Raw genomic sequence first — 24,024 nt, 5'->3', positions numbered from 1 at the left:
ACGGTTCAGGCGGAGGCGCTTGCCGGAAAATAGCGGACATAGGCGAATGCCCTGCCGTCCGGCGCCCAGTTGGGCGAGTTCATCGTCCCCTGCCCGCCGAAGAGTTCGAACAGCGTCTCCACGTTGCGTCCATCCGGATCCATCATCCGGATCCGCACCGGCTGGTCGCGCGGATGGTCGAAGACCTCCGGTTCGTAGGAGAGAAAGATCACCTTGTCCCCGGTCGGTGACGGATGCGGAAACCAGTCCCCGTGCCCGGTTTCGACCACCCGCTCGGCCGTTCCTCCCGCAGCCGGCACCCGCCAGATCTGCATCAGGCCGCTGCGGCTGGAATTGAAGTAGATCCAGCGTCCGTCGGGCGAATAGTCGGGCCCGTCATTGCGGCCTTCGCCGAAGGTCAGCCGGTTCTCGTCGCCGCCGTCCACGTCGATCGTATAGATGTCGAAGAGATCGTCCCGGATGCCGCAATAGGCGAATTGCCGCCCGTCCGGCGACCAGCCGTGCCAGTAGGACGGCAGGTTCCTCGTCACGAGCCGGGGTTCGCCGCCGGTCGCCGGCAGTACGTAGATGGCCGACTTTGAGAACTCCGCCTTGTCGGAAATCGCGATCAGCGATCCGTCCGGGGAAATGCCGTGATCGTTGTTGCATTGCCTCGCAAAGCCGGTGTCCAGCGGTTCCGGCCCCGTGCCGCCGTCGACCGCCAGTCTGTACATCAGCCCGTCACTGTTGAGCAGGAGGTAGCGCCCGCAGGGAGACCAGTTGGGCGCCTCGAAGAGCGTCTCCGTCTGCCAGACGACCCTGTGCTGTCGCGCGGCAAGGTCGAATATCTCGACGGAGCTGCGCATCCCCTAGCGATCGCGGAAACGGTTGGTGATCGGGTAGCGCCGGTCCCGGCCGAAGTTCTTCTTCGTGATCTTCACGCCCGGCGCCGACTGCCGCCGCTTGTATTCCGCGAGGTAGAGGAGATGCTCGATGCGGTGGACGGTGGCAACGTCATGGCCGCGCGCGACGATCTCCTCGACCGACATTTCCTGTTCGACCAGGCATTCCAGGATATCGTCGAGCACCGGATAGGGCGGCAGCGAATCCTGGTCGGTCTGGTTCGGCCGCAGTTCCGCGGACGGCGCCTTGGCGATGATGTTCTGCGGAATGACGATGCCCGTCGGCCCCAGCACGTTTGGCGGCACATTGCGATTGCGCCAGTCGGCAATCGCATAGACCTGCATCTTGTAGAGGTCCTTGATCGGGTTGAAGCCGCCGTTCATGTCGCCGTAGAGCGTCGCATAGCCCACCGACATTTCCGACTTGTTGCCGGTGGTGACCACCATGGAGCCGAACTTGTTGGAGATCGCCATGAGGATCGTCCCGCGCGTGCGGCTCTGGAGGTTCTCCTCGGTGATCCCCTCGTCCGTCCCCTCGAAAAGCTCCGAGAGCGACGACAGGAAACCCTCGACCGGCTCGGCGATGGAGACGATGTCGTAGCGCGTTCCGAGCGCCTTGGCGCAATCGGCCGCATCCTTGAGCGATTCCTCCGACGTGTAGCGATAGGGCAGCATTACCGTGCGCACCCGCTCCTCGCCCAGCGCATCCACGGCGATCGCGGCGCAGACGGCCGAATCGATGCCGCCCGAGAGGCCGAGGACGACCGACTTAAAGCCGTTCTTGTTGACGTAGTCGCGGAAGCCGAGGACGCAGGCCCGGTAATCGGCTTCCTCCTTCTCCGGCAGGCGTGCCATCGGCCCGTTGGCGCAGCGCCAGCCGTCCGGCGTCTTGCGCCAGTCGGTGACGGTGACGGCCGGTTCGAACTGGCTCATCTGGAAGGCGAGCGTCCTGTCGGCATTGAAGGCGAAGCTTGCGCCGTCGAAGACGAGTTCGTCCTGCCCGCCCAGCTGGTTGGCATAGATCAGCGGCAGGCCTGTCTCGATCACCTGCCTGAGGACCACCTGGTGGCGGACGTCCACCTTGCCGCGATAATAGGGAGAACCGTTCGGCGACAGCAGGATTTCCGCGCCGCTTTCGGCGAGCGTCTCGCAGACGCCGAGGTCGCCCCAGATGTCCTCGCAGATCGGAATGCCGAGGCGCACGCCGCGGAAATTCACCGGCCCCGGCATCTCGCCGGCGACGAAGACCCGCTTCTCGTCGAATTCCCCGTAATTGGGCAGGTCCACCTTGTCCCGGATGGCGAGGATTTTCCCCTCATCCAGCACGGCGATGGAATTGTGGCGGCCGGTGTCGCCCTGCTGCGGAAAGCCGATGACGACGCCCGGCCCGCCGTCGGCGGTATCGCCGGCCAGCGCCTCGACCGCCTGAAGGCAGGCTTTCAGGAAGGACGGCTTCAGGACCAGGTCTTCCGGCGGATAAGCGGAGATGAAGAGTTCGGTGAAGACCACCAGGTCTGCACCGGCACCGGCGGCTTCGGACCTTGCCTCGCGGGCTCTTGCGAGGTTCTGGACGACGTCTCCCACGGTCGGGTTGATCTGGGCGATGGCGATACGCAGCGTGCGGGCTTCGGAGTTGTTTTCCTGGGTCATGTCTCTGGTCTACCGCAGCCTCGGGAACGGAGCAACGCCGGGCTTCTTGAGACCGCGCCGGCCCGATGGAAACTTTTCCTGCCCCGACCGGTTCACCTCACGTTCATGACAGTTATGTGACGGCTCCACGACATCTGAAATGCATGGAGTACGACATTGGCAAAGGCCGCCGAGCAAGAATTACTTTTGGACAGCAATGCGGCACGCCTCCCTTCCGCCATCCATCATCTCACCGTCATTTCAACGCTTCTTGCCGTCGCCGCCGCTCTGGTGGCCGCGGTGGAGGCGCTCTCCGGCCGGCCCTACGAGACCATACCCTCCTTCCTCACGTCGCTGCCGGGGATGACGACGATTGCCGTGATCTTCGTGGTCGCGTTCGGCTGCGACGTCCTGATGGGGCGGGCATTCCGGTCGCTGCTGGTGATCGCCCCCGTCGCGCTGATCCTCGCCTTCATCTCCGGCGAGAAGCAGCAGTATCTTTCCGACCCGCTCTATCCGTCGGACCTTCTCTTCGCCCGCCAGATCAAGGAACTGCTGCCGGTCATGGTGAGCGCCCAGCCGCTGATGGCGGCAGCCCTCTGTGGCGCCGCGCTGGTGATGGCAGGCATCCTTGCCTATTGCGCCCTCTTTGCCTGGAACCGGTTCCCGCTGCTTTCTTCCCGCGCACGGATCTTCCGCCTGGTCGTCTCGCTCCCCTTCCTCGTCGGCTTCACGCCGATGATGAAGTACACGGACTATTCCTGGCTGCGCGACCGGCTCTCGATCACGCCGATGATGTGGGACCAGGCGGCGAACTACAGCCATAACGGCTTCCTGATCGCCTTCGCCTTCAATCTTCCCATGTCCCACGTCTCGCCGCCCGCGGGCTACGGCGTCGATGCGGTCGATGCGATCGCGCTCGACCCTTCCGCCTTTGCGGTTTCGACCAAGCCGCCGCCGGACGTGATCGTCATCATGAGCGAATCGCTCTGGGACCCGACGCGGCTTCCGGGCGTCGATTTTTCGACCGATCCCATGCCGACGCTGCGCGCCAACCAGGCGGGCAACATCTTCTCGCCGGAGTTTGGGGGAATGACGGCCAATGTCGAGTTCGAGGCGCTGACCGGCTTCTCCAATGCCTTCCTCCCCTATGGCAGCATTCCCTACCAGCAATATGTCCGCCGCCCGCTTCCCTCGCTCGCCTCCTTCTTCAGGCAGAAGGGCTATTCGTCGGTCGCCGTCCACCCATTCGAGGGATGGTTCTGGAACCGCAGCAACGTCTACCAGCACCTCGGTTTCGACCGCTTCCTGGCGCAGGCGGAACTGCCGGAGCTCGAAAAGCGCGGGATGTTCGCCTCCGACACCGCGCTCATGGACCAGATAATCCAGATCGGCGAAGAGACTGAGCAACCCCTTTTTCTGTTCGCCGTCACCCTCCAGGGACACGGACCCTACGAGGCGACGCGATACGAGACCCGCGAGGTCGGGCTTCGGAGCACCCTGTCGGAGACTGCGACGCAGCAGGTGGAGACCTATGCGGAAGGGGTGCGGGAAGCCGACACCAGCCTCGCCAGGCTGATGGACTGGGCAAGCGGGCGCCGTCGGGAGACGATCATCGTGCTGTTCGGTGACCACCTGCCGCCGCTCGGCAAGGCTTTCGTCGAAAGCGGCTACATGCCGGACGCCGTCGCGAGCCGCCGCGCGCCGCTTCAGACCATGCGCGCCGAACACGAGACGCCTCTCGTCATCTGGTCCTCGAAGACGGGCGCGAAGACGGACGTCGGAACGATCAGCCCCGCCCTTCTGCCCCATCAGGTCGTGACGTCGGCGGGCTTCAGCGATCCCTTCTACACCGGCTTTCTCGGCGAGGTCGCGAGCCGCTATTCCGTCATCGACCGCTACATGCTGGTGAATACCGCCGGCGAGGCCCATCCCGGCTGGTCGGACGGCGGCCGCAAGGCGCCGCCGACGCTTCAGGACTATCATCTCCTGCAGTACGACATGATCTTCGGCCATCAGTTCGCCCGGGAGCGCTTCTTCCCCGCCGTCCCCGAGGCGGAAGCCCCGGACGAGGAGCCGGTCGCGGCGCTGCCTGGACCGGCGCGGCTGCCGGGATAGTCCGGCGCGGCAGGACCTGAGCCTCGCAATCCGGTTGGCCAAGGCCCGTCCCGCCCCCCCCAACGACATCGCCTCTTACGGAACGCAAAAAAGCCGCCGGATCGCTCCGGCGGCTTTTCTCGTCGATCTTGTCTTCCGGTTACCTGGAGGCGACCGGCTTCACCAGCGGCGTGATGCGGCGGATGGTGACGCGGCGGTTCTCCTGCTCCGGACCCTCGGTCCTGATTTTGAGGTAGCGTTCGCCATAGCCCTGCGTGGTGAGGTTTTCCGGCGGGATGCCGAAGGCCTCGGCCAGGACGACGGCGACCGATTCGGCCCGCTCGTCGGAGAGGATGAGGTTGCTATCATCCGAACCGACCGCATCCGTGTGGCCCTCGATGAGGAAGGTCTCGGCGGGATTGTCGTCGAGGATCTTCTTCATCGCATCGGCGACCTTCCGCAGCGACGTCGCCTGGTTCATCGGGATTTCGGCGCTGCCGGTCGCGAACTTGACCGTGTCGAGGTCGATGCGGCGCGCCTTGTCGCGGACGCGGGCCGAATACTTCACCTCGTCGATCGAGTAGACGCGCTCGACGCGCTCGACCGGCGGCAGTTCCAGGAACTCGTAATAGTCACGATCCGGATCGCTGGACGTATCGATGATGTACTCGCTCAGCGGCACGGTCAGGCGCATCGGCGGCAGTTCCCGGCCGGGATCGCGCCACACATACTCCTCTTCCTCGTAGAGGTCGGGAGCGTAGTAGAGCACGTATTCCTCGTCGTCGATGATGCGCGAGCGCTGCACGACGACGCCGTAGCTGTTGCGGATGGTTACGACCTGTACCCCGTCGGGACGCTCCACGATCTCGCGGTAACGGTCGCCCGGCAGGCGCTCGTAGTAGACGTCGCCGCCATCGCGGTAGAAGCGGCGGGAATCGTCGCCGCGGACGATGGTGCGGTTGTCGATCGAGATGATGATGCGCGTATCGTCGTCGCGGTCGCGACGATCGCGACGGTCGCGGTCGCTCCGCCGGTCGTCCCTGCGGTCGCCGTCGCGGTATTCCCAGCCGTCGATGCGCCGGAACTCGGGCCGCCCGTCGATGCGCTCGCCCTGGACGGAGGTGATGGCGCGCATTTCCACCGCGCCGCGTTCCTGCAGCGGTGCCTGCGCCTCGGCGTCGGATGTCGGCGGAGCCACGGGTGCGGCGGCGGCTGCCGGAGCCGGTGCCGGTGCCGGTGCGCCGGATGCCGGGGCTTCGGTCGGGGTCGGGGTGGCTACCGCTTCCTTCTGGCTATCGAGCACGGCGGCACCGTTTTCGACGGGCAGGACCACGGTCTCTCCCTCGCCGGCTGCCGACGGATCCTCGGCCAGTTGCTGGGCACGTTCGACCTGCTCGGGCGTGGTCGCGATCGCGGGTTCAGCGACCTGGGGGGCCGGCTGGGCAGCGGGGTCTGCCGGCGGGACGGCGGCAGCATCGCCGTCGGTCGCGGCATCATCAGCTGGAGCCGGCGCTTCGCCGGCTGCCGGGGCCTCGGAAGCCGGGGCCTCAGGAGCCGGAACCGCCGCTTCGGCCGGCTGCCCTTCGGCAGGCGTCTCGGTGGCCGGAGCGGCGGCGTCGGCAGGCGCATCAGCCGCAGGGGCTTCCTCGGTCGCAGGAGCTTCTTCGGCGGCGGGGGCTTGTTCGGCGGCAGGCGCCTCCTCGGCTGCGGGGGCTTCCTCAGGCGCGGCTTCCACGGCAGGCTGTTCTTCGGCCTGCGGCGCCGGTTCAGCAGCAGGAGCTTCGGCAGGAGCCTCGGCCTGTGGTTCGGGTGCCGGCTCGGGCTCGGGTGCCGGCTCAGGCGCTGCTTCCGGTTCGGGCGCGGCCTCGGGCTCGGGCTCCGGTTCCGGTGCTGCCTCCGGTTCAGGTTCGGGCTGCACTTCCGCCGGCGCCTCCAGCTGTTCCGCAGGCGCGGGTTCCGGCGCAGGCTCGGCGGCCGGCTCCTCCGCCGGTGCTTCCGGCTGCGGCTCTTCTTCCGGTGCTGCGGTACCCTCGGGCAGGATAATCTGCTCCTGCTGTACCTGGATCACGTTGCCTTGGGTCTCTGCGCTGAGAGGTGCCCTCAATAACACGGCACCGGCAGGCTGAATCATCAGCGGCAGCGACACGAGCGGCGCCGCTACGCTGGCGAACAGTCTGGATTTGATGGACATCGAATTCTCCTCGACTTGGGATTTGGTCCCTTCTTGTCGCGCCCTTATGCCGGGCGTCGACCGCAAAATGCGCGGCCGCTCAACGGCGCGTCGCGGTTTTGGTTCCGCCGAAGTTGACGCGCCCGGGCTGAACCTCCGGTGAATGGATCGCCGCCCCCGGGCGGCTGCAACATGTTCACCAAAGCCGGGGGCGCGGCAGACCTTGACGTAAAATGCCGTTGCAATTCCCGTGGAGCCGGTATCTAAAAAAGCGCTGGTCGGAGCGACCGCTCCAGCCTTTCGCGCGCGGAAAAGAGAAGATCAAAAACCGCGCCGGCCGCCAACAGAGAGGACCATCATGCGTATCGCACCCCATTTTCTTGCTGCAGCCTCGATTGCAGCAGTCGCCCTTTTCGCCGGCTCAGCCTCGGCGCAGGAAAAGATCGTGATTGCCTCCGAGGGCGCCTATCCGCCCTTCAACAGCCTTGAGACCGACGGCACCCTGACCGGGTTCGACATCGACATCGCCCGGGCGCTGTGCGATGAGATGAAGGCCGAGTGCGAAATCGTCACCAATGACTGGGACGGGATGATACCGGCGCTGCAGTCGAAGAAGTTCGACGCCATCATCGCCTCCATGTCGATCACCCCCGAGCGCCTCCAGCAGGTCGACTTCTCCAAGAAGTACTACAACACCGGACCGGCGATCGCCGTGCCGAAGGATTCCGACGTCACCGACCTTGCCGGCCTGAACGGAAAGACCATCGGTGCCCAGACGTCGACGACCCACGCGAACTACGCTGAAAAGCACATGCCGGATTCCGACATCAAGCTCTATCCGACGGCCGACGAGTACAAGCTCGACATCCAGAACGGTCGCGTCGACGCCGTGATCGACGACGTCGTGGTGCTGTCGGAATGGGTAAAGTCCGACGACGGCGCCTGCTGCAAGATCCTGACGCCGCTAACCCCTGACGTCGAGATCAACGGCGAAGGCGCCGGCATCGCGGTCCGCAAGGGCGATCCGCTGGCCGACAAGTTCACCGCGGCCATCGCGGCCATCCGCGAGAACGGCAAGTACAAGGAAATCAACGACAAGTACTTCGATTTCGACGTTTACGGCGATTAGGCCGTCGAACTGATCCACGAAATCGGCGGAAGGCTTGCCCTTCCGCCGATTTTCCGTTCTTAAGAAGCACGATAACAATGCGGACAAGCCGCAGAGGGAAAGCAGTTTGATGAGCGGATGGTTTTCCGCCCTCGCCACGGCGTTGGATCCGCTTTGCGGGCCTTTCGGCGTCTTTACGCTCCTGGGAGGCGACGGCCTCGTCAGCTGCGGAGCCAGCGGCTGGGGAGACGAGATCGCCTTCGGCGTCAAGGTGACGGTCACCCTCGCCATCGCCACCCTCCCCGTCGGCCTCCTGCTCGGCTTCCTGATCGCGCTTGCGGCGCAGTCGGAGGATCGGCTGCTGCGTGCCGCGGTCGGCATCTACACGACGATCTTCCGCGGACTTCCCGAACTCCTGACGCTCTTCATCGTCTACTACGGCCTGCAACTCCTGATCCAGTCGGCACTCGGCTGGTTCGGCATCGAGCAGCGCATCGAGATAAACGCCTTCCTGGCCGGCATGATCGCGCTGGCGGTGGTGTTTTCCTCCTATGCCTCCGAAGTGCTCCTGTCGGCATTCCGGGCGATTCCGCGGGGCCAGTACGAGGCCGGTGACGCGCTTGGCCTGCATCGGTCGCGGACGATGGTCCTGATCATCATGCCGCAGCTCATCCGCATCGCGCTGCCTGGCCTCGGCAATCTCTGGATGATCCTGCTGAAGGACACGGCCTATGTCTCGATCATCGGGCTTGCCGACATCGTCAGGCAGACCGGCATCGCGGCGCGCGTCAGCAAGGAAGCCTTCTTCTTCTATTTCCTCGCCTGCCTCATCTATCTGGCGCTGGCGATCATCTCCTCCTTCGGTCTTGGCTTCATCGAGCGCTGGGCGCGGCGCGGCGAGGTCCGCCGATGAGCCATGTCCAGGAACTCGTCGCCGCACGCCCGGCGCCGCCGGAGCCCCGCCGGCCCCTGACGGCCACGCGCATCGTCGCTCTCGTCATCCTCGGGCTATGGGCGGCGCTCGCCGTCGCCATGCTGGCGATGATGGTGACCGGCTGGGACGAGGCCAAGTTCCTCCGCTACGGCCCGCGCTATCTGTCCGGCCTTGCGACGACGGTGACGCTCGTCGGAGAAGCGATCATCCTCGGCGCGATCCTGTCGCTGCCGCTCGCCTTCGCGCGGATGTCGAACAATCGCATACTGCGCGGCATCGCCTATTCCTATGTCTATGTCTTCCGCGGCACGCCGCTTTTGGCGCAGCTCTTCCTCATCTATTACGGGCTGGGAAGCTTCCGGCCGCAGTTGGAAGCCGTCGGCCTCTGGTGGTTCTTCCGCGAGGCCTGGTATTGCGGGCTCCTGTCGCTCACCCTCAACACCGCCGCCTACCAGGCGGAAATCCTGCGGGGCGCCATCCAGAGCGTTCCGCGCGGACAGTATGAGGGCGCCGCCGCGCTGGGCCTGCCGAAGAGCGTCGCCTTCCGCAAGGTCATCCTGCCGCAGGCGCTGATCGTCGCGCTCAGGCCCTACGGCAACGAGATCATCCTGATGATCAAGGGATCGGCCGTGGTCGCCATCGTCACGGTCTACGACCTGATGGGCGAGACGCGCTACGCCTTCTCGCGGACCTTCGACTACCAGACCTATCTCTGGGCGGCGATCCTCTATCTCGCGATCGTCGAGACGCTCCGGCACATCTGGGCCTGGCTGGAGGCACGCCTCACCCGCCACCTGAAGCGATAGCGCGCGGCGGCGGGGGCAAGGCTTCTAGCGGGCAACCTCTCAACGTTTGGTTAACCGTGCCATGATCCCCTGTGGATGACGCGACTGCGTCGTCAACAAGGAGCGCGAACGGACATGAACGCGGAAATGGAACTGATGCTGAAGGGCTACGGCCTGACGACGGCCCAGATCTTCTATCGCATGCCGGATCACCCGGCGCTGCTGCAGAGCTATGTCTGGCAGGACTACGACCTCGCCCCCGACTTCCCCGAGATGAAGGGCTTCCTGAAATTCTGGCAGGAGAAGCTCGACGGGCCGCTGCATTCGGTGCGCTACGTCCATCGCAAAATGATCTCGGCCAGCGAATGGCGCGCCCTGCAGGGCGAATATATCCTGCACTGAGGCGCGCCTACGCCGTCCTTACACGTGCACTTCGCCGTGGGCGAGTTCGCCGTCGTCGGAGGCCTGGTGAAGCGACGCGTAGAGGATGAAGGCATAGAAGACGCCGAGGATGGCCAGCACGCTCCACCCGGGAAGCGGGCCGAGGGACGCATTCGCCACCGCGTCGCGCCACGAGAAGACGGTGTCGGCCTCCGTCTCGTCCGGCAGGAGTTTCGGCGTCGAGATCTTCAGCGCCCATGCCAGGAGCAGGATCAGGTACATCCAGGCATAGTTGCGCCGTATCCGTCGGAAAAGCGCATCGCGGTAGCTGATCAGGAAGCAGGGTGTGCGCAGGCTCTTGGCGATCGCCTCCGCCCAGTCGGGCTTCAGGTCCGCCTGCGGGAAGAGCGCCTGCGCGAAATAGTGACGCTCCAGCTTTCTCACCCGCCCCCGGTAGACGTCGAAGAACCGGTATCGCCGCGCCTCGATCAGCAGCAGCAGCGAGACGAGGAGAATGGCGAAGAGGATGACTCCATGATGGGCGGTGGGCGTCGACAGGGAGACGGACAGCAGGGCCGCGACGACGGTGATCGCCCAATTCGTCGTGCGGTCGATGCGGTCGCGCCAACTCGTCATCCGGCCCATCTCGCCGCGATAGTAATGGATGATCATGTTGGCCTTCTCGCCCGAGGTGATCGGCAGCGAGGGTGCCCGCCGCTCGATATTCTCCTCCAGGGCCGTCTGGACCGGATTGGCTGCCATCGTCCTTCTCCCGCCCGTGCTGCACGCGAGCGCTTTCAGGGATGAACGATCCGTGCGCCGTCTGCGTTCCGCAGCGATTGCCAAAGCCCCTGATCCGGCCTAAAGCGGCCCTCAAAGACGGAGAAAACCCATGAAGAAGATCGACGAGGAAGCGCTGGCCGAGGCCTATAACAGGGCGCTGGCACTGGAAAAGGCGGGCGACGTCGATGCTGCCGTGAAGGCCTATCACGACGTTCTGGAGATCGACCCGGAAGATCACGGGGGTGCTGCGGTGCGCATCGCCGCGCTCGGCCGCGGAGAGGCGCCGCCCAAGGCCCCGGACGCCTATGTGGAAACGCTGTTCGACCAGCATGCCGAGAGCTTCGAGGACATTCTCGTCGAACAGCTCGGCTATGCGGTGCCCGTCCTTGTCCGCCAGCGCCTCCAGGCCCTGGAGCTCGGCCCGTTCAAGCGGATGCTGGACCTCGGCTGCGGCACCGGCCTCACCGGCGGGGCCCTGCGCGACATGGTCGACGACATCACCGGCATCGACATCTCCGAGAATATGGTCGAGATCGCCCATGAGAAGGATCTCTACGAGACGCTCTACGTCGCCGAGGTGGAGGACTTCCTCGAGGACAACGACGACGAACCCTTCGACCTGATCACGGCGACCGACGTCCTGCCCTATCTCGGCGCGCTTGAGCCGCTTTTCTTCGGCGCCGCGGAGAACATGGTGCCGGGCGGCATTTTCGTCTTTTCGTCCGAAGCGCTGCCGGAAGGCGACGGCCGGTCCTATATCGTCGGTCCCCACCAGCGCTTCCTGCATTCGGAGGCCTATATCCGGGCGCGCCTGGCCGATACCGGGTTCGACGTCGTCGAAGTCGGCGAAATCAACGTGCGCATGCAGGACGGCCAGCCGAGCCCCGGCCATCTGGTCATCGCACGGCTGAGAGGCTAGGCTCCTCCGCCAGGAGGACCTCATGACGCCACAGCGCTACCTTCTCGCCCAGGCCTATAACAATGCCTGGGCCAACCACCGGCTGCTGAAGGCGTGCCGGATGCTGCCGCAGCAGGAGCTCGCCTCGCACCGGACGAGCTTCTTTCCCTCCATCATCCATACCCTCAACCACATCCTGACGGTCGACTGGCTCTATGTCAGCGCGGTCGAGGGAAACTGCGTCGGCAGCGCGGCATTCGAGCCGGAAATTCCCTTCCCGCGGATCGCCGACCTGGAGCGCGAGCAGCGCGCGGTGGACCGCCGGCTGGTCGACCACTGTCGCCAACTCGATCGCGACGGGCTTGCGGCCGAGGTGCGTATCCCGCGTCAGAGCCACGTCCAGGTCGAACGGGCCGACCGGGTGCTCCTGCATCTCTTCCAGCACCAGATCCACCATCGCGGCCAGGTCCATGCCATGCTTTCCGGCACTTCCGTCGCGCCCCCTCAGCTCGACGAATTCTTCCCCGCCGATCCGGCCGAGCAGGCGCTGCGCCGGCAGGATTTCGTCGAACTCGGCTTCACCGAAGCCCTCATCTGGAACTGAACATGCTCTATTTCGTCATCAAGTCCCTGCACATCATCTCCGACATCGTCTGGGTCGGCGGCATGCTGATCAACGCCTTCGTCATCTCCATGGTCCCGCCGACGATCCGCAACGGCGTGATCACCGCCGTGCGTCCCTTCGACCGCAGGGTCACCACGTTCGCGGAGGGTGGCGCATGGTTCTTCGGCATCATCCTCGCGGTATGGTACGGCTGGTATGCGACCGGCTGGTTCGGCATAAAGGTTCTCATCGTCGCCATGCTGTCGGCGCTGCACGGCATGCAGTCCGCCTGGCTGCGGCGCATGGAGGCCGATCCGCTTCTCGATCCTCCCGCCTTCGTGCGTGCCGGCATCCCGCTTCTCCTCGTGTCGGTCGTCGCGGTCGTATTCCTGGCGGTCGTGAAGCCGTTCTGAGCGCCCATTGAGGCAGGCCCGCAATTCCGCTAGGTCTTGGGCAGCGATCAAGAGGAGGACGGCAATGGCGAAGGTGGCATTCATCGGTCTGGGCGTAATGGGGTTCCCGATGGCCGGGCATCTCAGGCAGAAGGGCGGCCACGACGTGACCGTCTACAACCGCACCGCCGCAAAGGCCGAAGAATGGGTGAAGAAATACGGCGGCCGGTCCGCCGCGACGCCCGCCGAGGCTGCCCGCGATGCCGACTTCGTCTTCACCTGCGTGGGCAATGACGACGACCTGCGTTCCGTTACGCTGGGCGAGACCGGCGCGATCGCCGGCATGAAGGCCGGCGCCACCCTCATCGACAACACCACGGCAAGCGCCGAAGTCGCGCGTGAAATCCACGATGCGGCCAAGGCCGGGGGCGTCGATTTCCTCGACGCGCCCGTGTCGGGCGGCCAGGCCGGCGCCGAGAATGGCGTCCTCACCGTCATGTGCGGCGGCGACCAGGACGTCTTCGATCGCGCCAGGCCGGTGATCGAGGCCTATGCCCGCATGGTCGGGCTGATGGGCCCGGTGGGCGCGGGCCAGTTGACGAAGATGATCAACCAGATCTGCATCGCTGGCCTCGTCCAGGGGCTGGCGGAAGGCATTCATTTCGGCAGGAAAGCCGGCCTCGACATTGAAAAGGTGGTGGAAGTCATCTCCAAGGGTGCCGCCGGCTCCTGGCAGATGGAGAACCGCCACAAGACCATGAACCAGCACAAGTACGACTTCGGCTTCGCCGTCGACTGGATGCGCAAGGATCTCAGCATCGTGCTCGCCGAGGCACGCCGCAACGGCGCGACGCTTCCGGTCACCGCCCTCGTCGACCAGTTCTACGGCGACGTCCAGGCGATGGGCGGCAACCGCTGGGATACGTCCTCGCTGCTGGCCCGGCTGGAAAAATGACCCTCGGGCCCGATTCCAGCGCGGAGAACATCGTCCGCCACCTGCAATCGCTGCGAAACGAGGCGAACATCGCCGGCATGGCCCGCTACGGCATCGACACCTCCACGGCCCTCGGCATCACGACCCCGCAGATGCGGGCGGTTGCAAGGCAGGTGAAGCGCGACCACGACCGGGCCCTCGTTCTCTGGCGGACCGGGCTTCGCGACGCCCGGATGGCGGCGATCCTCACCGCCGATCCGCTCCGACTGACGAGGCAGCAAGCCCGCGACTGGGCAGCGGACTTCACCTCCTGGGAGATCGTCGATACCGCGGCGGACCTTTTCACCCAGGCGCCCTTCTGGCGGGAACTGATCTCCGAATTCGCGGCGGATGAACGGGAATATGTGCGCCGCGCCGCCTTCGCGATGATCGCCGGCGCGAGCGTGCACAACAAGCAGGAGCCGGACGATACGCTGCTCGGCTTCCTGCCGCTGATCGAGGCCCATGCCACGGACCCGCGCAACTTCGTCAGGAAGGCCGTGAACTGGGCGCTTCGCAATATCGGCAAGCGCAACCGCGCCTGCCATGGACCGGCCCTTGCACTGGCGGAAAGGCTCGCTGCGAGCGACGACAGGACGGCGCGTTGGATCGGCAAGGACGCCGTGCGCGAACTGACGAGCGAGAAGATCCTCGCCCGCCTCAGATAGCGTCAGTCGTCGCCGGATTTCTGGTCGAGCATCATGTAGTCGAGCGGCAGTTCGGTCGTGTACTTGATCTGCTCCATCGCGAAGGCCGATGACACATCGCGAATCTCGATGCGGGCGATCAGCCGCTTGTAGAACGCGTCATAGGCGGCGATGTCCGGCACGACGACGCGCAGGAGATAGTCGACGTCGCCGCTCATCCGGTAGAACTCGACGACTTCGGGGAAGTCCACGACCACTTCCGAGAAGCGCTTGAGCCACTCGATCGAATGGCTCGCGGTGCGGATGGACACGAAGACGGTGACCTTGGTGTTGACCTTGACCGGATCGAGCAGCGCGACGCGGCGACGGATCACGCCCTCCTCTTCCATGCGCTGTATGCGACGCCAGCAGGGCGTCGTCGACAACCCCACCTTCTTGGCAAGATCCGCGACGGCGAGCGTGGAGTCCTCCTGGAGGATACGGAGGATTTTGCGGTCGAGACGATCCATTACACGGTCCTTCGAAATGATTTTCTCCTGCATGGGTCCTTTTAGCACGAAGAGGCGTATTTTGTTTTAACGCGTCAGTCTATCCACATCCTGCTTCAGCACGGGCAGCACTTCGGCCTCGAACCAGGGATTGCGCCGCAGCCATCCGGTATTGCGCCAGCTCGGATGGGGCAGCGGCAGGATGCGCGGGCCCTGGTTGGCATGGAAATAGTCGCGCCAGTTCCGCACCGTCTCCGTCATACCCTTGCTGCGCCGATCCCGCAGATGCCATGCCTGCGCATACTGGCCGACGGCGAGGACCAGCTCGATCTGCGGCATGGCGTCGATCACCGTCCGCCGCCAGAGCGGGGCGCATTCGCGGCGCGGCGGCAGGTCGCCGCCCTTCTCGTCATAACCGGGAAAGCAGAAACCCATCGGCACGATGGCGAAACGGTCGGGATCGTAGAACTCCTCCCGGCTGACACCGAGCCAGGTCCGCAGGCGATCCCCGGAGGCGTCGTTGAACGGAAGGCCGCTCTCGTGGACCTTCAGGCCCGGCGCCTGTCCGGCGATGAGGATGCGGGCGCTGCGGGAGATGACAGCCACCGGGCGGGGCTCGTGCGGCAGCCGGTCCGCCGGGCCGCGAGCCGGCACCTCGCGACAGAGCCGGCAGACGGCGATCGCCGAGCGCAGGTCGCCAAGACCATCGGCCTCGACCGGTGCGCCAACATCCGGCGCGGTCACTCGCTTGCAAACAATCCCGTCAGCCATGCCATGAACCCTTCCGCCGCACTCGGATCATCCATCATCCCATGCTGCACCCGCCACTGGCGGGGTCGTTCGAAGGTGCCGCTCCAAACACCGACACTCTGTTCGCGGGCCTGGCCCTCCTCGCCTCCATAATCGCCCGAGGCGACCGCCATGCCCCGCGTCACCATCTCGGCATTTATATCCAGCGCTCCGCTGCGGCAATGGACGAGAAGCCGCTCATAACGGTCCCGCTCCGATCCGCTGCAGATGACGGCAGCGCCCGAGGTGAGGCCCTCCAGCGTGGCGCGGGCATCCTCCCCGCATCGCCATTCACGGCCGGCAGTGCCGCATGTCTGGCGGATCTCAGGCGCATCGATCCCCTTGAGGCGGAGCCGCTCGGCACCCACCGCCAGCGTGTCGCCGTCAACGGCGACGAAGGGGCCTTCGATCGACACGGCGGCTCCCTCCTCCAGCTTGGCGGCAACCAGCGCGCCGAGGAAAAGCAGCCCGAGAAGGAGCCCGGCATCCCTCACCTTGCGGAAAATCCGCGTCACGATCCCGCCTCAATCACCAACAGACCCTTCAAGAAAATGGCAAACAAAACCTTGCCCGGCAGTATCTTCTTAAGGATTCCGACCTAGGGTCTCAACCATCGGGGTCATCTATCCAGTGGTCATGAGTAACGGCGCAAGCGCCTCGGCGGACAAGAACATCGTCGACCTGTCTCGGAGCCACCGCAACAAGGCGGTGTCGAAGACCGTCCGTGCGACCCGCGAACGGCTGCAATCGACCGGCCGCAACGCCCCTGCCTTCGACCGCGACGTGCTCACCATGCACATCAACACGGTCCTGCAAGGCGCTCTTGTCACACCCTTTTTCGTTGCCGTGGTCACCGCCATCGGCCTCTATATCAACCCGGTCGCCAACCTGTTCGGCTGGGCGCTTCTGGCGCTCAGCATCCATGCCATCAACGTGCTGGTGGCGCGCCGCGCGAGCCGGGTGGAAATCACCGCTGCCAATACCGGGAAATGGCGCCGGCGGCTCTTGATCGGCCAGGTCCTCATCGGCTGCGGCTGGGCCGTCTTCTCCCTGCAGGACTGTTCGGCCTGTTCCGGCTCCGGAGAAGGCTATTATTTCTACCAGGCGATGGCGCTTCTGGCGGCGATCTCGATCAGCGCCATGAGCAGCGTGATGCTCAGGCAGGGCGTGCTGCTGGGCTTCCTGCCGCTCGTCGCCGCCCTCGTCGCAGGCGCGATGCTGACCCACCACGCGCTCGACATCGGCATGACCGCGATGGCGGCGCTTGCGCTGGTCTTCTTCCACTACGTCTCGGAGCGCCAATACCGTTCCAACCTGACGCTGATGTCGTACCAGTCGGAAAAGGACGAACTCATCGCCGAGCTGGAAGTGGCCAAGTCCATGTCGGACGAGGCCCGGCGCCGCGCCGAGGACGCCAACCTGGCGAAGTCGCGCTTCCTCGCCAGCATGTCGCATGAGCTGCGCACGCCGCTCAATGCCATTCTCGGCTTCTCGGAAGTGATGAACTCCGAACTCCTCGGGCCGCTCTCCAACCCGACCTATCGCGAATATGCCGCCGACATCCACCGGTCGGGCGAGCATCTCCTCAATCTGATCAACGAGATCCTCGACCTCTCGCGCATCGAGGCCGGGCGCTACGAACTGAGCGAGGAAGCACTGTCGCTGCTCGACATCGCCGAGGATTGCATCGGCATGGTGCAGTTGCGGGCGAGCGCCAAGAGCATCGTCATCAGCGAGCAGTTCGAGCCGACGCTGCCGCAGATATGGGCCGACGAGAAGGCGATCCGCCAGGTCGTGCTGAACCTGCTCTCCAATGCCCTGAAGTTCACCGCGCAGGGCGGCGAGATCACCGTCAAGGTCGGCTGGACGGCGGGCGGCGGGCAGTATGTCGCCGTCAAGGACAACGGGCCCGGCATTCCGGAGGAGGAAATCCCGATCGTCCTTTCCGCCTTCGGCCAGGGCTCGATCGCCATCAAGAGCGCCGAGCAGGGAACCGGCCTCGGCCTGCCGATCGTCCAGGCGATCCTCTCCAAGCATGACGGACAGTTCGTCCTGCGCTCCAAGCTGCGCGAGGGGACCGAGGCGATCGCCATCCTGCCGGCAACCCGCGTGCTGCAGAGCCTGCCGGCGGTCGAGGATGCCGCTCCGGTGGAGCGACGCAAGCGCAGTTTCGCCTAGGGCGGCTATTTCACGAGTTTCAGGAATTCCGGATCGCCTGCAAAATCCTGCAGGTCGTTGTCGCTCGCGTTCGCATCCGTCAGCGCCAGGAGCCGGCGCTTGTTGACGGGGTCGAGCTGCGTCGCCCGCCCGGTCGCCTCGAGGACGGCCTTCCTCGCATCCGCGATCTCCGCCGGGCTTCCCTGCTCCAGCAGCGCGTGGTGCTTCTGTCCGCTGGCCGCCGCCATCAGGAACCAGTATCGCCCCATCTGCTCGGCCGGAGTGCCCTTGAGGTCCTTGCCGATCTTCAGCACCCTTAGATAGCCGTCCGAGTGGTAGAGAAGCCCCGAGAGCACGTGCATCGTCTGGTCGAGCGAGATCTCGTCGACGCCGGCGATGAAGCGCATGACCGAGCCGCCGCTCTTGTCGGCCATTTCCTTGGCGACGGCCCGGATCTCTTCCTGGTCGACCGGTACGGCGCCCGCGCCCACCGTGCGCTCGCCGATCATCTTCTCGACATAGAGGAACAGCGGCGACAGGTAGAGCCGCGTGTAGAGATACATGGCGATAAAGCCGCCGACGAAGCCGATCGTCAGCAGGAAGGGCCCGGCAATCACCAGGGTCGGGGAGTTGCTCAATGCGACGAACTGCGAGAACCGGCTCAGGAACCCGCCGATATTGCCGATCTGGCTGAGCCCCACGCCGACGATCATGGTGGTCAGCCATTCGGATATGCGTTCCATGTTGGTGTTGGAGCCGAGCAGCCGCTTCTCGACCGCAACGGCCTCTCCTCCCGGTCCCGCCGGCACCGAGCCCGATGTCAGCACGCGCGGAATGGAAAACAGGAAGCCGAGTGCGGCACCCGTGGCCGCCGATCCAAAGACGATGAGGCATCCGAGCCCGATCGCGCTCAGGGTACCGCCCACCTGGGTCAACACCAGCCAGATCAGGGAAAGGACAAGACCTATGACTGCGACAAACGCCAGCAGACCCGCGTACTGATCGCGCTGCCGGCTGTCCCGGTCGCTCACCCATCGTCGCGAAAGGTTTCCGAACATGACCCCACCTCCAGTTGCACCCTCAATGGATACAACCACAGATAACAGCCATGTCAAGATGCGCGCTTTTCGTGCGGGCTAGCCGGCGAAGCTGTCCCAAAGGCACCAGAGCACGAACAAGCCGTTCGCACAGAGAAGGCAGAAGACAGCGAAGGAGCCGAGATCCTTCGCATGGCGTCCGACCGTCGAAATCTCGGGCGAGATCCGGTCGACGAGTTCCTCGATCGCCGTGTTCAGCGCCTCGACGCAGAAGAGAAGAAGCATCAGGATGACGTAGACCAGATACTGGTAGGGTTCAGCGCCGATGACGGCGAACAGCAGCAGTCCGAGCACGAAGGCCACGGCCTCGGAGCGGAACGCCTCCTCCCGCCACAGGCGAACGAGCCCCTGCATGGAATAGCGCGTGGCCGCGAGCATCCGCCGCGGACCGCTGGCCTTCCTGATCGCGCTTTCCTGCGGCGACTTCTCCAAAGTCAATCTCCCGCGGTCACGCCGGCCTGGGCAAAGGTCGCCATGCCCGAATGGCAGGCGGCGGCGGCCTTGACGATGCCGGCTGCGAGCGCCGCGCCGGTGCCTTCTCCGAGCCTCATGCCGAGGGCCAGGAGCGGCGTCTTGCCGAGCTTCTCGATCGCTCTCAGGTGTCCGGGCTCGGCAGATACGTGACCGATCAGGCAGTGGTCGAGCGCCGACGGATTGGCCGCCTTGAGGATGGAGGCCGCAGCCGTCACCACATAGCCGTCGAGGAGCACGGGTATCTTCTCCATCCGCGCCGCCAGTATCGCGCCGGCAATGGCGGCAATCTCGCGCCCGCCCAGCCGCCGAAGCACTTCGAGCGGGTCCTTGAGGTGGTCCTTGTGGAATTCGACGGCCGTCTTCACGGCCTCGATCTTGCGCTCCAGCTGGGCGCCGTGCGAGCCGGTCCCGGGCCCTACCCAGTCCTCCGCCTCTCCGCCATAGAGGGCGAGGTTGATGGCGGCCGCGATGGTCGTGTTGCCGATCCCCATCTCGCCGATGCAGAGGAGGTCCGTCCCGCCGGCGATCGCCTCCATGCCGAAGGCCATGGTGGCGGCGCAGTCGCGCTCCGAAAGAGCGGCCTCGCAGGTGATGTCGCCGGTCGGATAGTCGAGCGCCAGGTCGAAGATCTTCAGCCCGAGGTCATGGGTCACGCAGATCTGGTTGATCGCCGCGCCGCCGGCCGCGAAATTCTCGACCATCTGCTGGGTGACGGAGGGCGGGAACGGGGTGATGCCGTGCTTCGTGACGCCATGGTTGCCCGCAAAGATCGCCACCAGGGGACGTGTCACCGCAGGGGGACGTCCGGTCCAGGCAGCCAGCCACATGGCGATCTCCTCCAGCCGGCCGAGAGAACCCGGCGGCTTGGTCAGCTGCGCATCCCGTTCGCGCGCGGCGACCAGGGCGCGGGAATCGGGGCCCGGCAGGTTCTGCAGGAGAGTGCGGAAGTCGTCGAATGGCAGGCCGCTCACGCTCATGGGGATCTTCTCTTTCGTCTTCGGCCGGTCGCTTGTCTTTGCCGGCAAATCACGCTTTGTTGCTCTCATAGTCGCGCACGCACGGAGGGACAACTGCCAAAGATGACGGAATTCCTCGGTGATCTCGCGCGCTCGCTCGGCTTTCTCAGCCGGCTGCCCGTCCCATCCCGCTTCTTCGAGGGCCGCGACGGATCGGTCAGCCGCGTGGTTCAGGCCTTTCCCTCGGCCGGCTTCCTCATCGCCATCCCGCCGGCGCTGCTGCTTGCACTGCTGCTCGCCATGGATGCCGACCCGCTGCTGTCGTCGCTGATTGCGCTCGGCGCGCTGACGCTCCTCACGGGTGCGCTGCACGAGGACGGCCTTGCCGACGCGGCGGACGGTTTCGGCGGCGCCCGGGACCGCGAGCACGCACTTGCGATCATGAAGGACAGCCGCAACGGAAGCTACGGCGTCATCGCGCTCATCCTCTCCTTCGGGCTCCGCGCCGTGGCGCTTTCCGTGCTTGCAGGTCCGGCGCCCACCCTTCCAGCGCTCGCCATGCTGGCGTCTGCCGCCGGCAGCCGGGCGCTGATGGTCGCGCATTGGCACGCGCTGCCGGCTGCCCGCGACAACGGCGTCGCCGCCGGCGCCGGCCGGCCGAATTCCGCCTCCCGCAACATCGCGCTCGCGAGCGCAGTCCTCGCCGTCCTCGTGCTCCTCTGGCCGGTTGCGGGCCTTCTTCCGCTTGTGTTTGCCGCCGGCCTTTCGGCGCTTGCGGCGCTCGGCCTGACGCGGCTTTCGGCGCGCAGGATCGGCGGCCATACGGGCGACACGATCGGCGCAACCCAGCAGGTGTCGGAGATCGCCTTTCTCGTCACCCTTGCACTTGCAACCTGAACGGCCGATATGACGAGCATGATCTCGCCCTGCGTCCTCGTCTGCATCATCGAAGAAAAATCCGGCTGCTGCATCGGCTGCGGGCGCACCCGCGAGGAGATCGCCGGCTGGACCGGCTTCAGCGATGCCGGGCGACGCGCCGTCATGGACGCCCTGCCCGCCCGGATGGCGAGCCTCGGGCTCGACGCCGGCAACCGGCCGGACGTCCGGACGCGGGAGCTGGCGGCCTCGTGAACGGTCTCACCTTCGTCCTCCTCGTGCTCGGCGCGGGGCTTGCCCTTCTGCTCTTCAACCACGGCAGCGGCCAGACCTTCGGCATGGACAACGACGACTTCGGCCAGTTGATCTATCTGGCGCCGATCGCCGGCCTGCTGGCGGTCGGGGTTCTGGCCGGGCACCGCGGCGGGCTGGCTCAGATCCTCCGCTACGTCGCGATCTGGCTGGTCATTATCCTCGCCCTCGTCGCCGCCTATCTCTACCGGCACGACCTGCAGCAGGCCACCGCCCGCCTCCACGCCGGTCTTGCGCCGGGCAGCGCCATCGAGGTGACGACGGCAGAGGGGGAGACCGAGGTGATCGTCCATCGTAGCATGGGCGGACATTTCCAGGCCACGGCAAGCGTCAACGGGCAGCCGGTGTCGATGCTCGTCGATACGGGCGCCAGCGCCGTGGTGCTCTCCTTCGAGGATGCCGAGCGCATCGGGCTCGAGCCGCAGCGGCTCGCCTATACGGTCACGGTTTCCACAGCCAACGGGCGCGCCACCGCGGCGCCCGTGCGGCTCGACGAGATCGCGATAGGCCCGGTCCTGCGCCGCAATGTCAGGGCGATGGTGACCGAGGAAGGACGCCTCGACCAGAGCCTCCTGGGCATGACCTTCCTGTCCACGCTCGGATCGTTCCAGATGCAGGGCGAGGAGCTTCGCCTGCGCGACTGACGGGCCGGACGAGGTTACGATCCCGCCCGACGCACCCGGCCTGCCGCGTTGTGGATAGACGGCAAGGTGCGTCAGAACGTCCTTTTGTCAATTCCGGGACGCCGACTATAAGCCCCCCATGTCCAGCATGATCCTCCTCCCCCTCGCCGCCGTCACCGCCATCTCGCTCGTCGCCTACGGCGCCGTCACGATCGGCCTGGCTCCTGCAATCACCATGGCGGCATTGGTTTCGATGCTGCTCGTCTTCGTCTTCCTGATCCGCGTCACCATGATGTGACGCGGTCGACGGTCAGATCTCGCGTTCATCTTTGCCGAACGCCTTGGCCGTCGCCATGATCCTCTCCAGCCAGCCGAGCATGACCGCCGAGACGACGAAGGCGATGTGGATGATCGTGTACCACATCAGCTTGCCGTTATCGTACTGATGGGCGTTCAGGAAGATCTGCAGCAGGTGGATCGACGAGATCGCGACGATCGACGAGGCGACCTTGATCTTCAGGCTGCCGGCATCGAGCTTGCCGAGGAAGGATACGTCCGCCTCGGTCTGGTCGAAGCGGCTGACGAAGTTCTCGTAGCCGGAAATCATCACCATCACGATCAGGCTTGCGACCAGCGCCGCATCGATCAGGCCCAGCATGGCGAGGATCATGTCCGCCTCGTCCAGCGTGAACACGTTCTGCGCCACCTTCAGGAACTTGAGCGCGAAGGAGAAGGCGTAGACGGCGAGCGCCGCCACCAGGCCGAGGTAGAAGGCGACAAGGATCCATCGGCTGGACAGGATGACCTTCTCGACAAGAAGCTCCAGGGATTTCATGGTATTTCTCTTGGGATTGAACAGTGGGAGCGCCTGACTAATGGGCGCGCGGCGCGCGGGCAAGACATCCGGGCTGCTACATAATGAAGCCGCAGGCCGCCTCCCGGGACGGGAGACGCGCGCCGGCCGCTAGGGTGCGGCGACCGGCGTGCGTCCGGCCTGGCCGCGGAAGGCGCCGGGCGGCGCGCCGATGATGCGCTTGAAGGCCCGGCTGAACGAGGCCTCCGCGTCGTAGCCAAGGCGTTGCGCCGCCACCGACACCCGCATTCCCTGGCTCAGCCATTGCCGCGCCTGGTGCATGCGAACACGCGCCACGTAGCGCGCCGGCGTTTCGCCTACGACGCGGGAAAAGCGCTCCGCGAAGCCGGAACGGGACGCGCCCATCAGCTTCGCCAGTTCCCCGACGCTCCAATCGCGCTCCGGCTGCAGGTGGATCGCTGCAAGCACCCGGCCGATCTCGGGGTTCCTTACGGCCGCCAGCCAGCCGGTCGATTCTCCGCAGCCGTGCTCGACCCAGGTGCGGATCAGCGTCGCCGTCAGGACGTCGGCGAGCCGCGCCAGGATGCCGCCCGCCCCCACCCGGTCCATTTCCACTTCCCGGCCCATGGCATCGAGGAGATGCGGGATCGCCGGTTCGCTGGCGGCGAGGTCGCCCGTCATCATCACGTCCGGCATCAGCTGCAGCAGCGGGTGAAGACGATCGACATTGAAGCGCATGGAGCCGACCAGCAGGATCGTGCCGCCCGGCGCGTTCGGGCAGTCGACGTCGTAGATTCCACGGCAGACTTCCCGCCGGTTGAGATTGTCGTAAGGGGCCGGTGAAAGGTCGCGGGCGCTCGCCATCACGTGCGCCCCGCCCCTCGGGAGCAGGACCGCATCGCCTGCCGACAGCGGCAGCCACTCACCGGACGGCGTCTGCAGGAGCGCGCGGCCGGCGGCCAGGAAATGAAAGCGCGCCTCCTCCTGCGCCGGAAAGGCGGTGGCCCAGGGCTCGCAGGGCCGGAGCCGGCCGTATTCCACGCCGTCGAGCCGCAGGTCGCGAAGAAGGTCGGTCAGCGGATCGCCGGACGTGGCCGCGGAGTATTTGGACGAACGGTCATGCATGTCGGCTTTTCTAGCATGGAAACGACAGGAC

Annotated in this window: 27 protein-coding genes; 15 read left to right on the top strand and 12 right to left on the bottom strand. The window is 65.6% G+C overall.

Translation table 11 applies throughout. From position 1 onward, the window contains the following. Nucleotides 1–5 precede the first annotated feature (5 nt). Nucleotides 6–845, bottom strand: coding sequence for a TolB family protein (locus ACWGPT_RS18870; RefSeq protein ID WP_452607172.1), 840 nt, complete (start codon nucleotides 843–845; stop codon nucleotides 6–8). A gap of 3 nt (nucleotides 846–848) precedes the next feature. Next, nucleotides 849–2,531, bottom strand: a complete 1,683-nt coding sequence (locus tag ACWGPT_RS18865) for an NAD+ synthase (RefSeq protein WP_452607171.1) — start codon at nucleotides 2,529–2,531, stop codon at nucleotides 849–851. Between the two features lie 186 nt (nucleotides 2,532–2,717). Here ACWGPT_RS18865 and ACWGPT_RS18860 point away from each other — a divergent pair, with 186 nt between their 5' ends. Then, the gene (locus ACWGPT_RS18860; RefSeq protein WP_452607170.1) at nucleotides 2,718–4,628 is read left to right on the top strand and encodes an LTA synthase family protein; all 1,911 of its coding nucleotides are present in this window, start codon (nucleotides 2,718–2,720) and stop codon (nucleotides 4,626–4,628) included. 139 nt (nucleotides 4,629–4,767) lie between these two features. Here ACWGPT_RS18860 and ACWGPT_RS18855 read toward each other — a convergent pair whose 3' ends face one another. Beyond that, a complete protein-coding gene (locus ACWGPT_RS18855; protein ID WP_452607169.1) occupies nucleotides 4,768–6,798 on the bottom strand; it encodes an OmpA family protein in 2,031 nt (676 codons plus the stop codon). A 337-nt stretch (nucleotides 6,799–7,135) separates the two neighbouring features. On the opposite strand from ACWGPT_RS18855, the gene ACWGPT_RS18850 reads away from it, so the two are divergent. The 4 genes from ACWGPT_RS18850 to ACWGPT_RS18835 all read left to right on the top strand — a co-directional run bounded on the left by ACWGPT_RS18850 (nucleotide 7,136) and on the right by ACWGPT_RS18835 (nucleotide 10,006). Further along, the gene (locus ACWGPT_RS18850) at nucleotides 7,136–7,906 is read left to right on the top strand and encodes a transporter substrate-binding domain-containing protein (protein WP_452607168.1); all 771 of its coding nucleotides are present in this window, start codon (nucleotides 7,136–7,138) and stop codon (nucleotides 7,904–7,906) included. Nucleotides 7,907–8,015: 109 nt separating this feature from the next. Next, entirely contained in the window at nucleotides 8,016–8,798 is a 783-nt protein-coding gene (locus ACWGPT_RS18845) for an ABC transporter permease (RefSeq protein WP_452607167.1), read from the top strand. Continuing rightward, nucleotides 8,795–9,625, top strand: a complete 831-nt coding sequence (locus ACWGPT_RS18840; protein ID WP_452607166.1) for an ABC transporter permease — start codon at nucleotides 8,795–8,797, stop codon at nucleotides 9,623–9,625. Before ACWGPT_RS18845 ends, ACWGPT_RS18840 begins: the two co-directional genes overlap by 4 nt. A gap of 114 nt (nucleotides 9,626–9,739) precedes the next feature. Then, nucleotides 9,740–10,006, top strand: coding sequence for an usg protein (locus ACWGPT_RS18835; RefSeq protein ID WP_452607165.1), 267 nt, complete (start codon nucleotides 9,740–9,742; stop codon nucleotides 10,004–10,006). 18 nt (nucleotides 10,007–10,024) lie between these two features. Here the strand turns inward: ACWGPT_RS18835 and ACWGPT_RS18830 are convergent, their stop codons facing one another. Further along, nucleotides 10,025–10,747 (bottom strand): DUF2270 domain-containing protein, encoded by a 723-nt coding sequence (locus ACWGPT_RS18830; protein WP_452607164.1) that lies wholly within the window; start codon nucleotides 10,745–10,747, stop codon nucleotides 10,025–10,027. Nucleotides 10,748–10,877: 130 nt separating this feature from the next. Between ACWGPT_RS18830 and ACWGPT_RS18825 the strand changes: the two genes are divergently transcribed. From ACWGPT_RS18825 to ACWGPT_RS18805, 5 genes are all read left to right on the top strand, one after another. Further along, nucleotides 10,878–11,687 carry a methyltransferase domain-containing protein gene (locus tag ACWGPT_RS18825; protein WP_452607163.1) on the top strand — a complete coding sequence of 270 codons (810 nt, stop codon included), beginning with the start codon at nucleotides 10,878–10,880 and terminating at the stop codon, nucleotides 11,685–11,687. A gap of 22 nt (nucleotides 11,688–11,709) precedes the next feature. Further along, nucleotides 11,710–12,270, top strand: a complete 561-nt coding sequence (locus ACWGPT_RS18820) for a DinB family protein (RefSeq protein WP_452607162.1) — start codon at nucleotides 11,710–11,712, stop codon at nucleotides 12,268–12,270. Nucleotides 12,271–12,272: 2 nt separating this feature from the next. After that, nucleotides 12,273–12,683: a CopD family protein gene (locus ACWGPT_RS18815; protein WP_452607161.1), complete on the top strand. Its 411-nt coding sequence runs from the start codon at nucleotides 12,273–12,275 to the stop codon at nucleotides 12,681–12,683. 64 nt (nucleotides 12,684–12,747) lie between these two features. After that, on the top strand, nucleotides 12,748–13,617 hold the full coding sequence (locus ACWGPT_RS18810) for an NAD(P)-dependent oxidoreductase (RefSeq protein ID WP_452607160.1): 870 nt from the start codon (nucleotides 12,748–12,750) through the stop codon (nucleotides 13,615–13,617). Next, complete coding sequence (locus ACWGPT_RS18805) at nucleotides 13,614–14,303, top strand: DNA alkylation repair protein (protein ID WP_452607159.1); 690 nt, start codon at nucleotides 13,614–13,616, stop codon at nucleotides 14,301–14,303. The genes ACWGPT_RS18810 and ACWGPT_RS18805 overlap by 4 nt, the downstream gene beginning before the upstream one ends. Before the next feature lie 2 nt (nucleotides 14,304–14,305). On the opposite strand, the gene ACWGPT_RS18800 is transcribed toward ACWGPT_RS18805, so the two are convergent. The 3 genes from ACWGPT_RS18800 to ACWGPT_RS18790 form a co-directional block, all read right to left on the bottom strand. Beyond that, nucleotides 14,306–14,791, bottom strand: coding sequence for an Lrp/AsnC family transcriptional regulator (locus ACWGPT_RS18800; protein ID WP_452607158.1), 486 nt, complete (start codon nucleotides 14,789–14,791; stop codon nucleotides 14,306–14,308). Between the two features lie 66 nt (nucleotides 14,792–14,857). Continuing rightward, nucleotides 14,858–15,541, bottom strand: a complete 684-nt coding sequence (locus tag ACWGPT_RS18795) for a uracil-DNA glycosylase family protein (RefSeq protein ID WP_452607157.1) — start codon at nucleotides 15,539–15,541, stop codon at nucleotides 14,858–14,860. Then, entirely contained in the window at nucleotides 15,511–16,074 is a 564-nt protein-coding gene (locus tag ACWGPT_RS18790) for a thermonuclease family protein (protein WP_452607156.1), read from the bottom strand. The genes ACWGPT_RS18795 and ACWGPT_RS18790 overlap by 31 nt, the downstream gene beginning before the upstream one ends. Before the next feature lie 121 nt (nucleotides 16,075–16,195). On the opposite strand from ACWGPT_RS18790, the gene ACWGPT_RS18785 reads away from it, so the two are divergent. Beyond that, on the top strand, nucleotides 16,196–17,737 hold the full coding sequence (locus ACWGPT_RS18785; RefSeq protein WP_452607206.1) for a sensor histidine kinase: 1,542 nt from the start codon (nucleotides 16,196–16,198) through the stop codon (nucleotides 17,735–17,737). A 5-nt stretch (nucleotides 17,738–17,742) separates the two neighbouring features. Here the strand turns inward: ACWGPT_RS18785 and ACWGPT_RS18780 are convergent, their stop codons facing one another. The 3 genes from ACWGPT_RS18780 to cobT all read right to left on the bottom strand — a co-directional run bounded on the left by ACWGPT_RS18780 (nucleotide 17,743) and on the right by cobT (nucleotide 20,264). After that, nucleotides 17,743–18,774: a hypothetical protein gene (locus tag ACWGPT_RS18780; protein ID WP_452607155.1), complete on the bottom strand. Its 1,032-nt coding sequence runs from the start codon at nucleotides 18,772–18,774 to the stop codon at nucleotides 17,743–17,745. 78 nt (nucleotides 18,775–18,852) lie between these two features. Beyond that, the gene (locus ACWGPT_RS18775; RefSeq protein WP_452607205.1) at nucleotides 18,853–19,191 is read right to left on the bottom strand and encodes a diacylglycerol kinase; all 339 of its coding nucleotides are present in this window, start codon (nucleotides 19,189–19,191) and stop codon (nucleotides 18,853–18,855) included. Between the two features lie 56 nt (nucleotides 19,192–19,247). After that, the gene (cobT, locus tag ACWGPT_RS18770; RefSeq protein ID WP_452607154.1) at nucleotides 19,248–20,264 is read right to left on the bottom strand and encodes a nicotinate-nucleotide--dimethylbenzimidazole phosphoribosyltransferase; all 1,017 of its coding nucleotides are present in this window, start codon (nucleotides 20,262–20,264) and stop codon (nucleotides 19,248–19,250) included. 102 nt (nucleotides 20,265–20,366) lie between these two features. Between cobT and ACWGPT_RS18765 the strand changes: the two genes are divergently transcribed. From ACWGPT_RS18765 to ACWGPT_RS18750, 4 genes are all read left to right on the top strand, one after another. Then, complete coding sequence (locus tag ACWGPT_RS18765; protein ID WP_452607153.1) at nucleotides 20,367–21,140, top strand: adenosylcobinamide-GDP ribazoletransferase; 774 nt, start codon at nucleotides 20,367–20,369, stop codon at nucleotides 21,138–21,140. Between the two features lie 9 nt (nucleotides 21,141–21,149). Then, nucleotides 21,150–21,374 carry a DUF1289 domain-containing protein gene (locus tag ACWGPT_RS18760; RefSeq protein WP_452607152.1) on the top strand — a complete coding sequence of 75 codons (225 nt, stop codon included), beginning with the start codon at nucleotides 21,150–21,152 and terminating at the stop codon, nucleotides 21,372–21,374. Continuing rightward, entirely contained in the window at nucleotides 21,371–22,075 is a 705-nt protein-coding gene (locus tag ACWGPT_RS18755; protein ID WP_452607151.1) for a TIGR02281 family clan AA aspartic protease, read from the top strand. Before ACWGPT_RS18760 ends, ACWGPT_RS18755 begins: the two co-directional genes overlap by 4 nt. Before the next feature lie 118 nt (nucleotides 22,076–22,193). Further along, on the top strand, nucleotides 22,194–22,352 hold the full coding sequence (locus ACWGPT_RS18750; protein WP_452607150.1) for a hypothetical protein: 159 nt from the start codon (nucleotides 22,194–22,196) through the stop codon (nucleotides 22,350–22,352). 12 nt (nucleotides 22,353–22,364) lie between these two features. Here the strand turns inward: ACWGPT_RS18750 and ACWGPT_RS18745 are convergent, their stop codons facing one another. Then, nucleotides 22,365–22,889, bottom strand: coding sequence for a TIGR00645 family protein (locus tag ACWGPT_RS18745; RefSeq protein WP_452607149.1), 525 nt, complete (start codon nucleotides 22,887–22,889; stop codon nucleotides 22,365–22,367). Between the two features lie 129 nt (nucleotides 22,890–23,018). Beyond that, entirely contained in the window at nucleotides 23,019–23,993 is a 975-nt protein-coding gene (locus ACWGPT_RS18740) for an AraC family transcriptional regulator (protein WP_452607148.1), read from the bottom strand. Nucleotides 23,994–24,024 lie beyond the last annotated feature (31 nt).

Source organism: Pseudorhizobium sp. NPDC055634 (assembly GCF_053618655.1).
This window is presented reverse-complemented; position numbering and strand designations above follow the sequence as displayed.

What these genes read in the sequence shown, in the direction of transcription:
- ACWGPT_RS18870 (WP_452607172.1), bottom strand. Translation starts at nt 845, where the DNA reads ATGCGCAGCTCCGTCGAGATATTCGACCTTGCCGCGCGACAGCACAGG.
- ACWGPT_RS18865 (WP_452607171.1), bottom strand. Translation starts at nt 2,531, where the DNA reads ATGACCCAGGAAAACAACTCCGAAGCCCGCACGCTGCGTATCGCCATC.
- ACWGPT_RS18855 (WP_452607169.1), bottom strand. Translation starts at nt 6,798, where the DNA reads ATGTCCATCAAATCCAGACTGTTCGCCAGCGTAGCGGCGCCGCTCGTG.
- ACWGPT_RS18850 (WP_452607168.1), top strand. Translation starts at nt 7,136, where the DNA reads ATGCGTATCGCACCCCATTTTCTTGCTGCAGCCTCGATTGCAGCAGTC.
- ACWGPT_RS18845 (WP_452607167.1), top strand. Translation starts at nt 8,016, where the DNA reads ATGAGCGGATGGTTTTCCGCCCTCGCCACGGCGTTGGATCCGCTTTGC.
- ACWGPT_RS18840 (WP_452607166.1), top strand. Translation starts at nt 8,795, where the DNA reads ATGAGCCATGTCCAGGAACTCGTCGCCGCACGCCCGGCGCCGCCGGAG.
- ACWGPT_RS18835 (WP_452607165.1), top strand. Translation starts at nt 9,740, where the DNA reads ATGAACGCGGAAATGGAACTGATGCTGAAGGGCTACGGCCTGACGACG.
- ACWGPT_RS18830 (WP_452607164.1), bottom strand. Translation starts at nt 10,747, where the DNA reads ATGGCAGCCAATCCGGTCCAGACGGCCCTGGAGGAGAATATCGAGCGG.
- ACWGPT_RS18825 (WP_452607163.1), top strand. Translation starts at nt 10,878, where the DNA reads ATGAAGAAGATCGACGAGGAAGCGCTGGCCGAGGCCTATAACAGGGCG.
- ACWGPT_RS18820 (WP_452607162.1), top strand. Translation starts at nt 11,710, where the DNA reads ATGACGCCACAGCGCTACCTTCTCGCCCAGGCCTATAACAATGCCTGG.
- ACWGPT_RS18815 (WP_452607161.1), top strand. Translation starts at nt 12,273, where the DNA reads ATGCTCTATTTCGTCATCAAGTCCCTGCACATCATCTCCGACATCGTC.
- ACWGPT_RS18810 (WP_452607160.1), top strand. Translation starts at nt 12,748, where the DNA reads ATGGCGAAGGTGGCATTCATCGGTCTGGGCGTAATGGGGTTCCCGATG.
- ACWGPT_RS18805 (WP_452607159.1), top strand. Translation starts at nt 13,614, where the DNA reads ATGACCCTCGGGCCCGATTCCAGCGCGGAGAACATCGTCCGCCACCTG.
- ACWGPT_RS18800 (WP_452607158.1), bottom strand. Translation starts at nt 14,791, where the DNA reads ATGGATCGTCTCGACCGCAAAATCCTCCGTATCCTCCAGGAGGACTCC.
- ACWGPT_RS18795 (WP_452607157.1), bottom strand. Translation starts at nt 15,541, where the DNA reads ATGGCTGACGGGATTGTTTGCAAGCGAGTGACCGCGCCGGATGTTGGC.
- ACWGPT_RS18785 (WP_452607206.1), top strand. Translation starts at nt 16,196, where the DNA reads ATGAGTAACGGCGCAAGCGCCTCGGCGGACAAGAACATCGTCGACCTG.
- ACWGPT_RS18780 (WP_452607155.1), bottom strand. Translation starts at nt 18,774, where the DNA reads ATGTTCGGAAACCTTTCGCGACGATGGGTGAGCGACCGGGACAGCCGG.
- ACWGPT_RS18775 (WP_452607205.1), bottom strand. Translation starts at nt 19,191, where the DNA reads ATGCTCGCGGCCACGCGCTATTCCATGCAGGGGCTCGTTCGCCTGTGG.
- cobT (WP_452607154.1), bottom strand. Translation starts at nt 20,264, where the DNA reads ATGAGCGTGAGCGGCCTGCCATTCGACGACTTCCGCACTCTCCTGCAG.
- ACWGPT_RS18765 (WP_452607153.1), top strand. Translation starts at nt 20,367, where the DNA reads ATGACGGAATTCCTCGGTGATCTCGCGCGCTCGCTCGGCTTTCTCAGC.
- ACWGPT_RS18760 (WP_452607152.1), top strand. Translation starts at nt 21,150, where the DNA reads ATGACGAGCATGATCTCGCCCTGCGTCCTCGTCTGCATCATCGAAGAA.
- ACWGPT_RS18750 (WP_452607150.1), top strand. Translation starts at nt 22,194, where the DNA reads ATGTCCAGCATGATCCTCCTCCCCCTCGCCGCCGTCACCGCCATCTCG.
- ACWGPT_RS18745 (WP_452607149.1), bottom strand. Translation starts at nt 22,889, where the DNA reads ATGAAATCCCTGGAGCTTCTTGTCGAGAAGGTCATCCTGTCCAGCCGA.
- ACWGPT_RS18740 (WP_452607148.1), bottom strand. Translation starts at nt 23,993, where the DNA reads ATGCATGACCGTTCGTCCAAATACTCCGCGGCCACGTCCGGCGATCCG.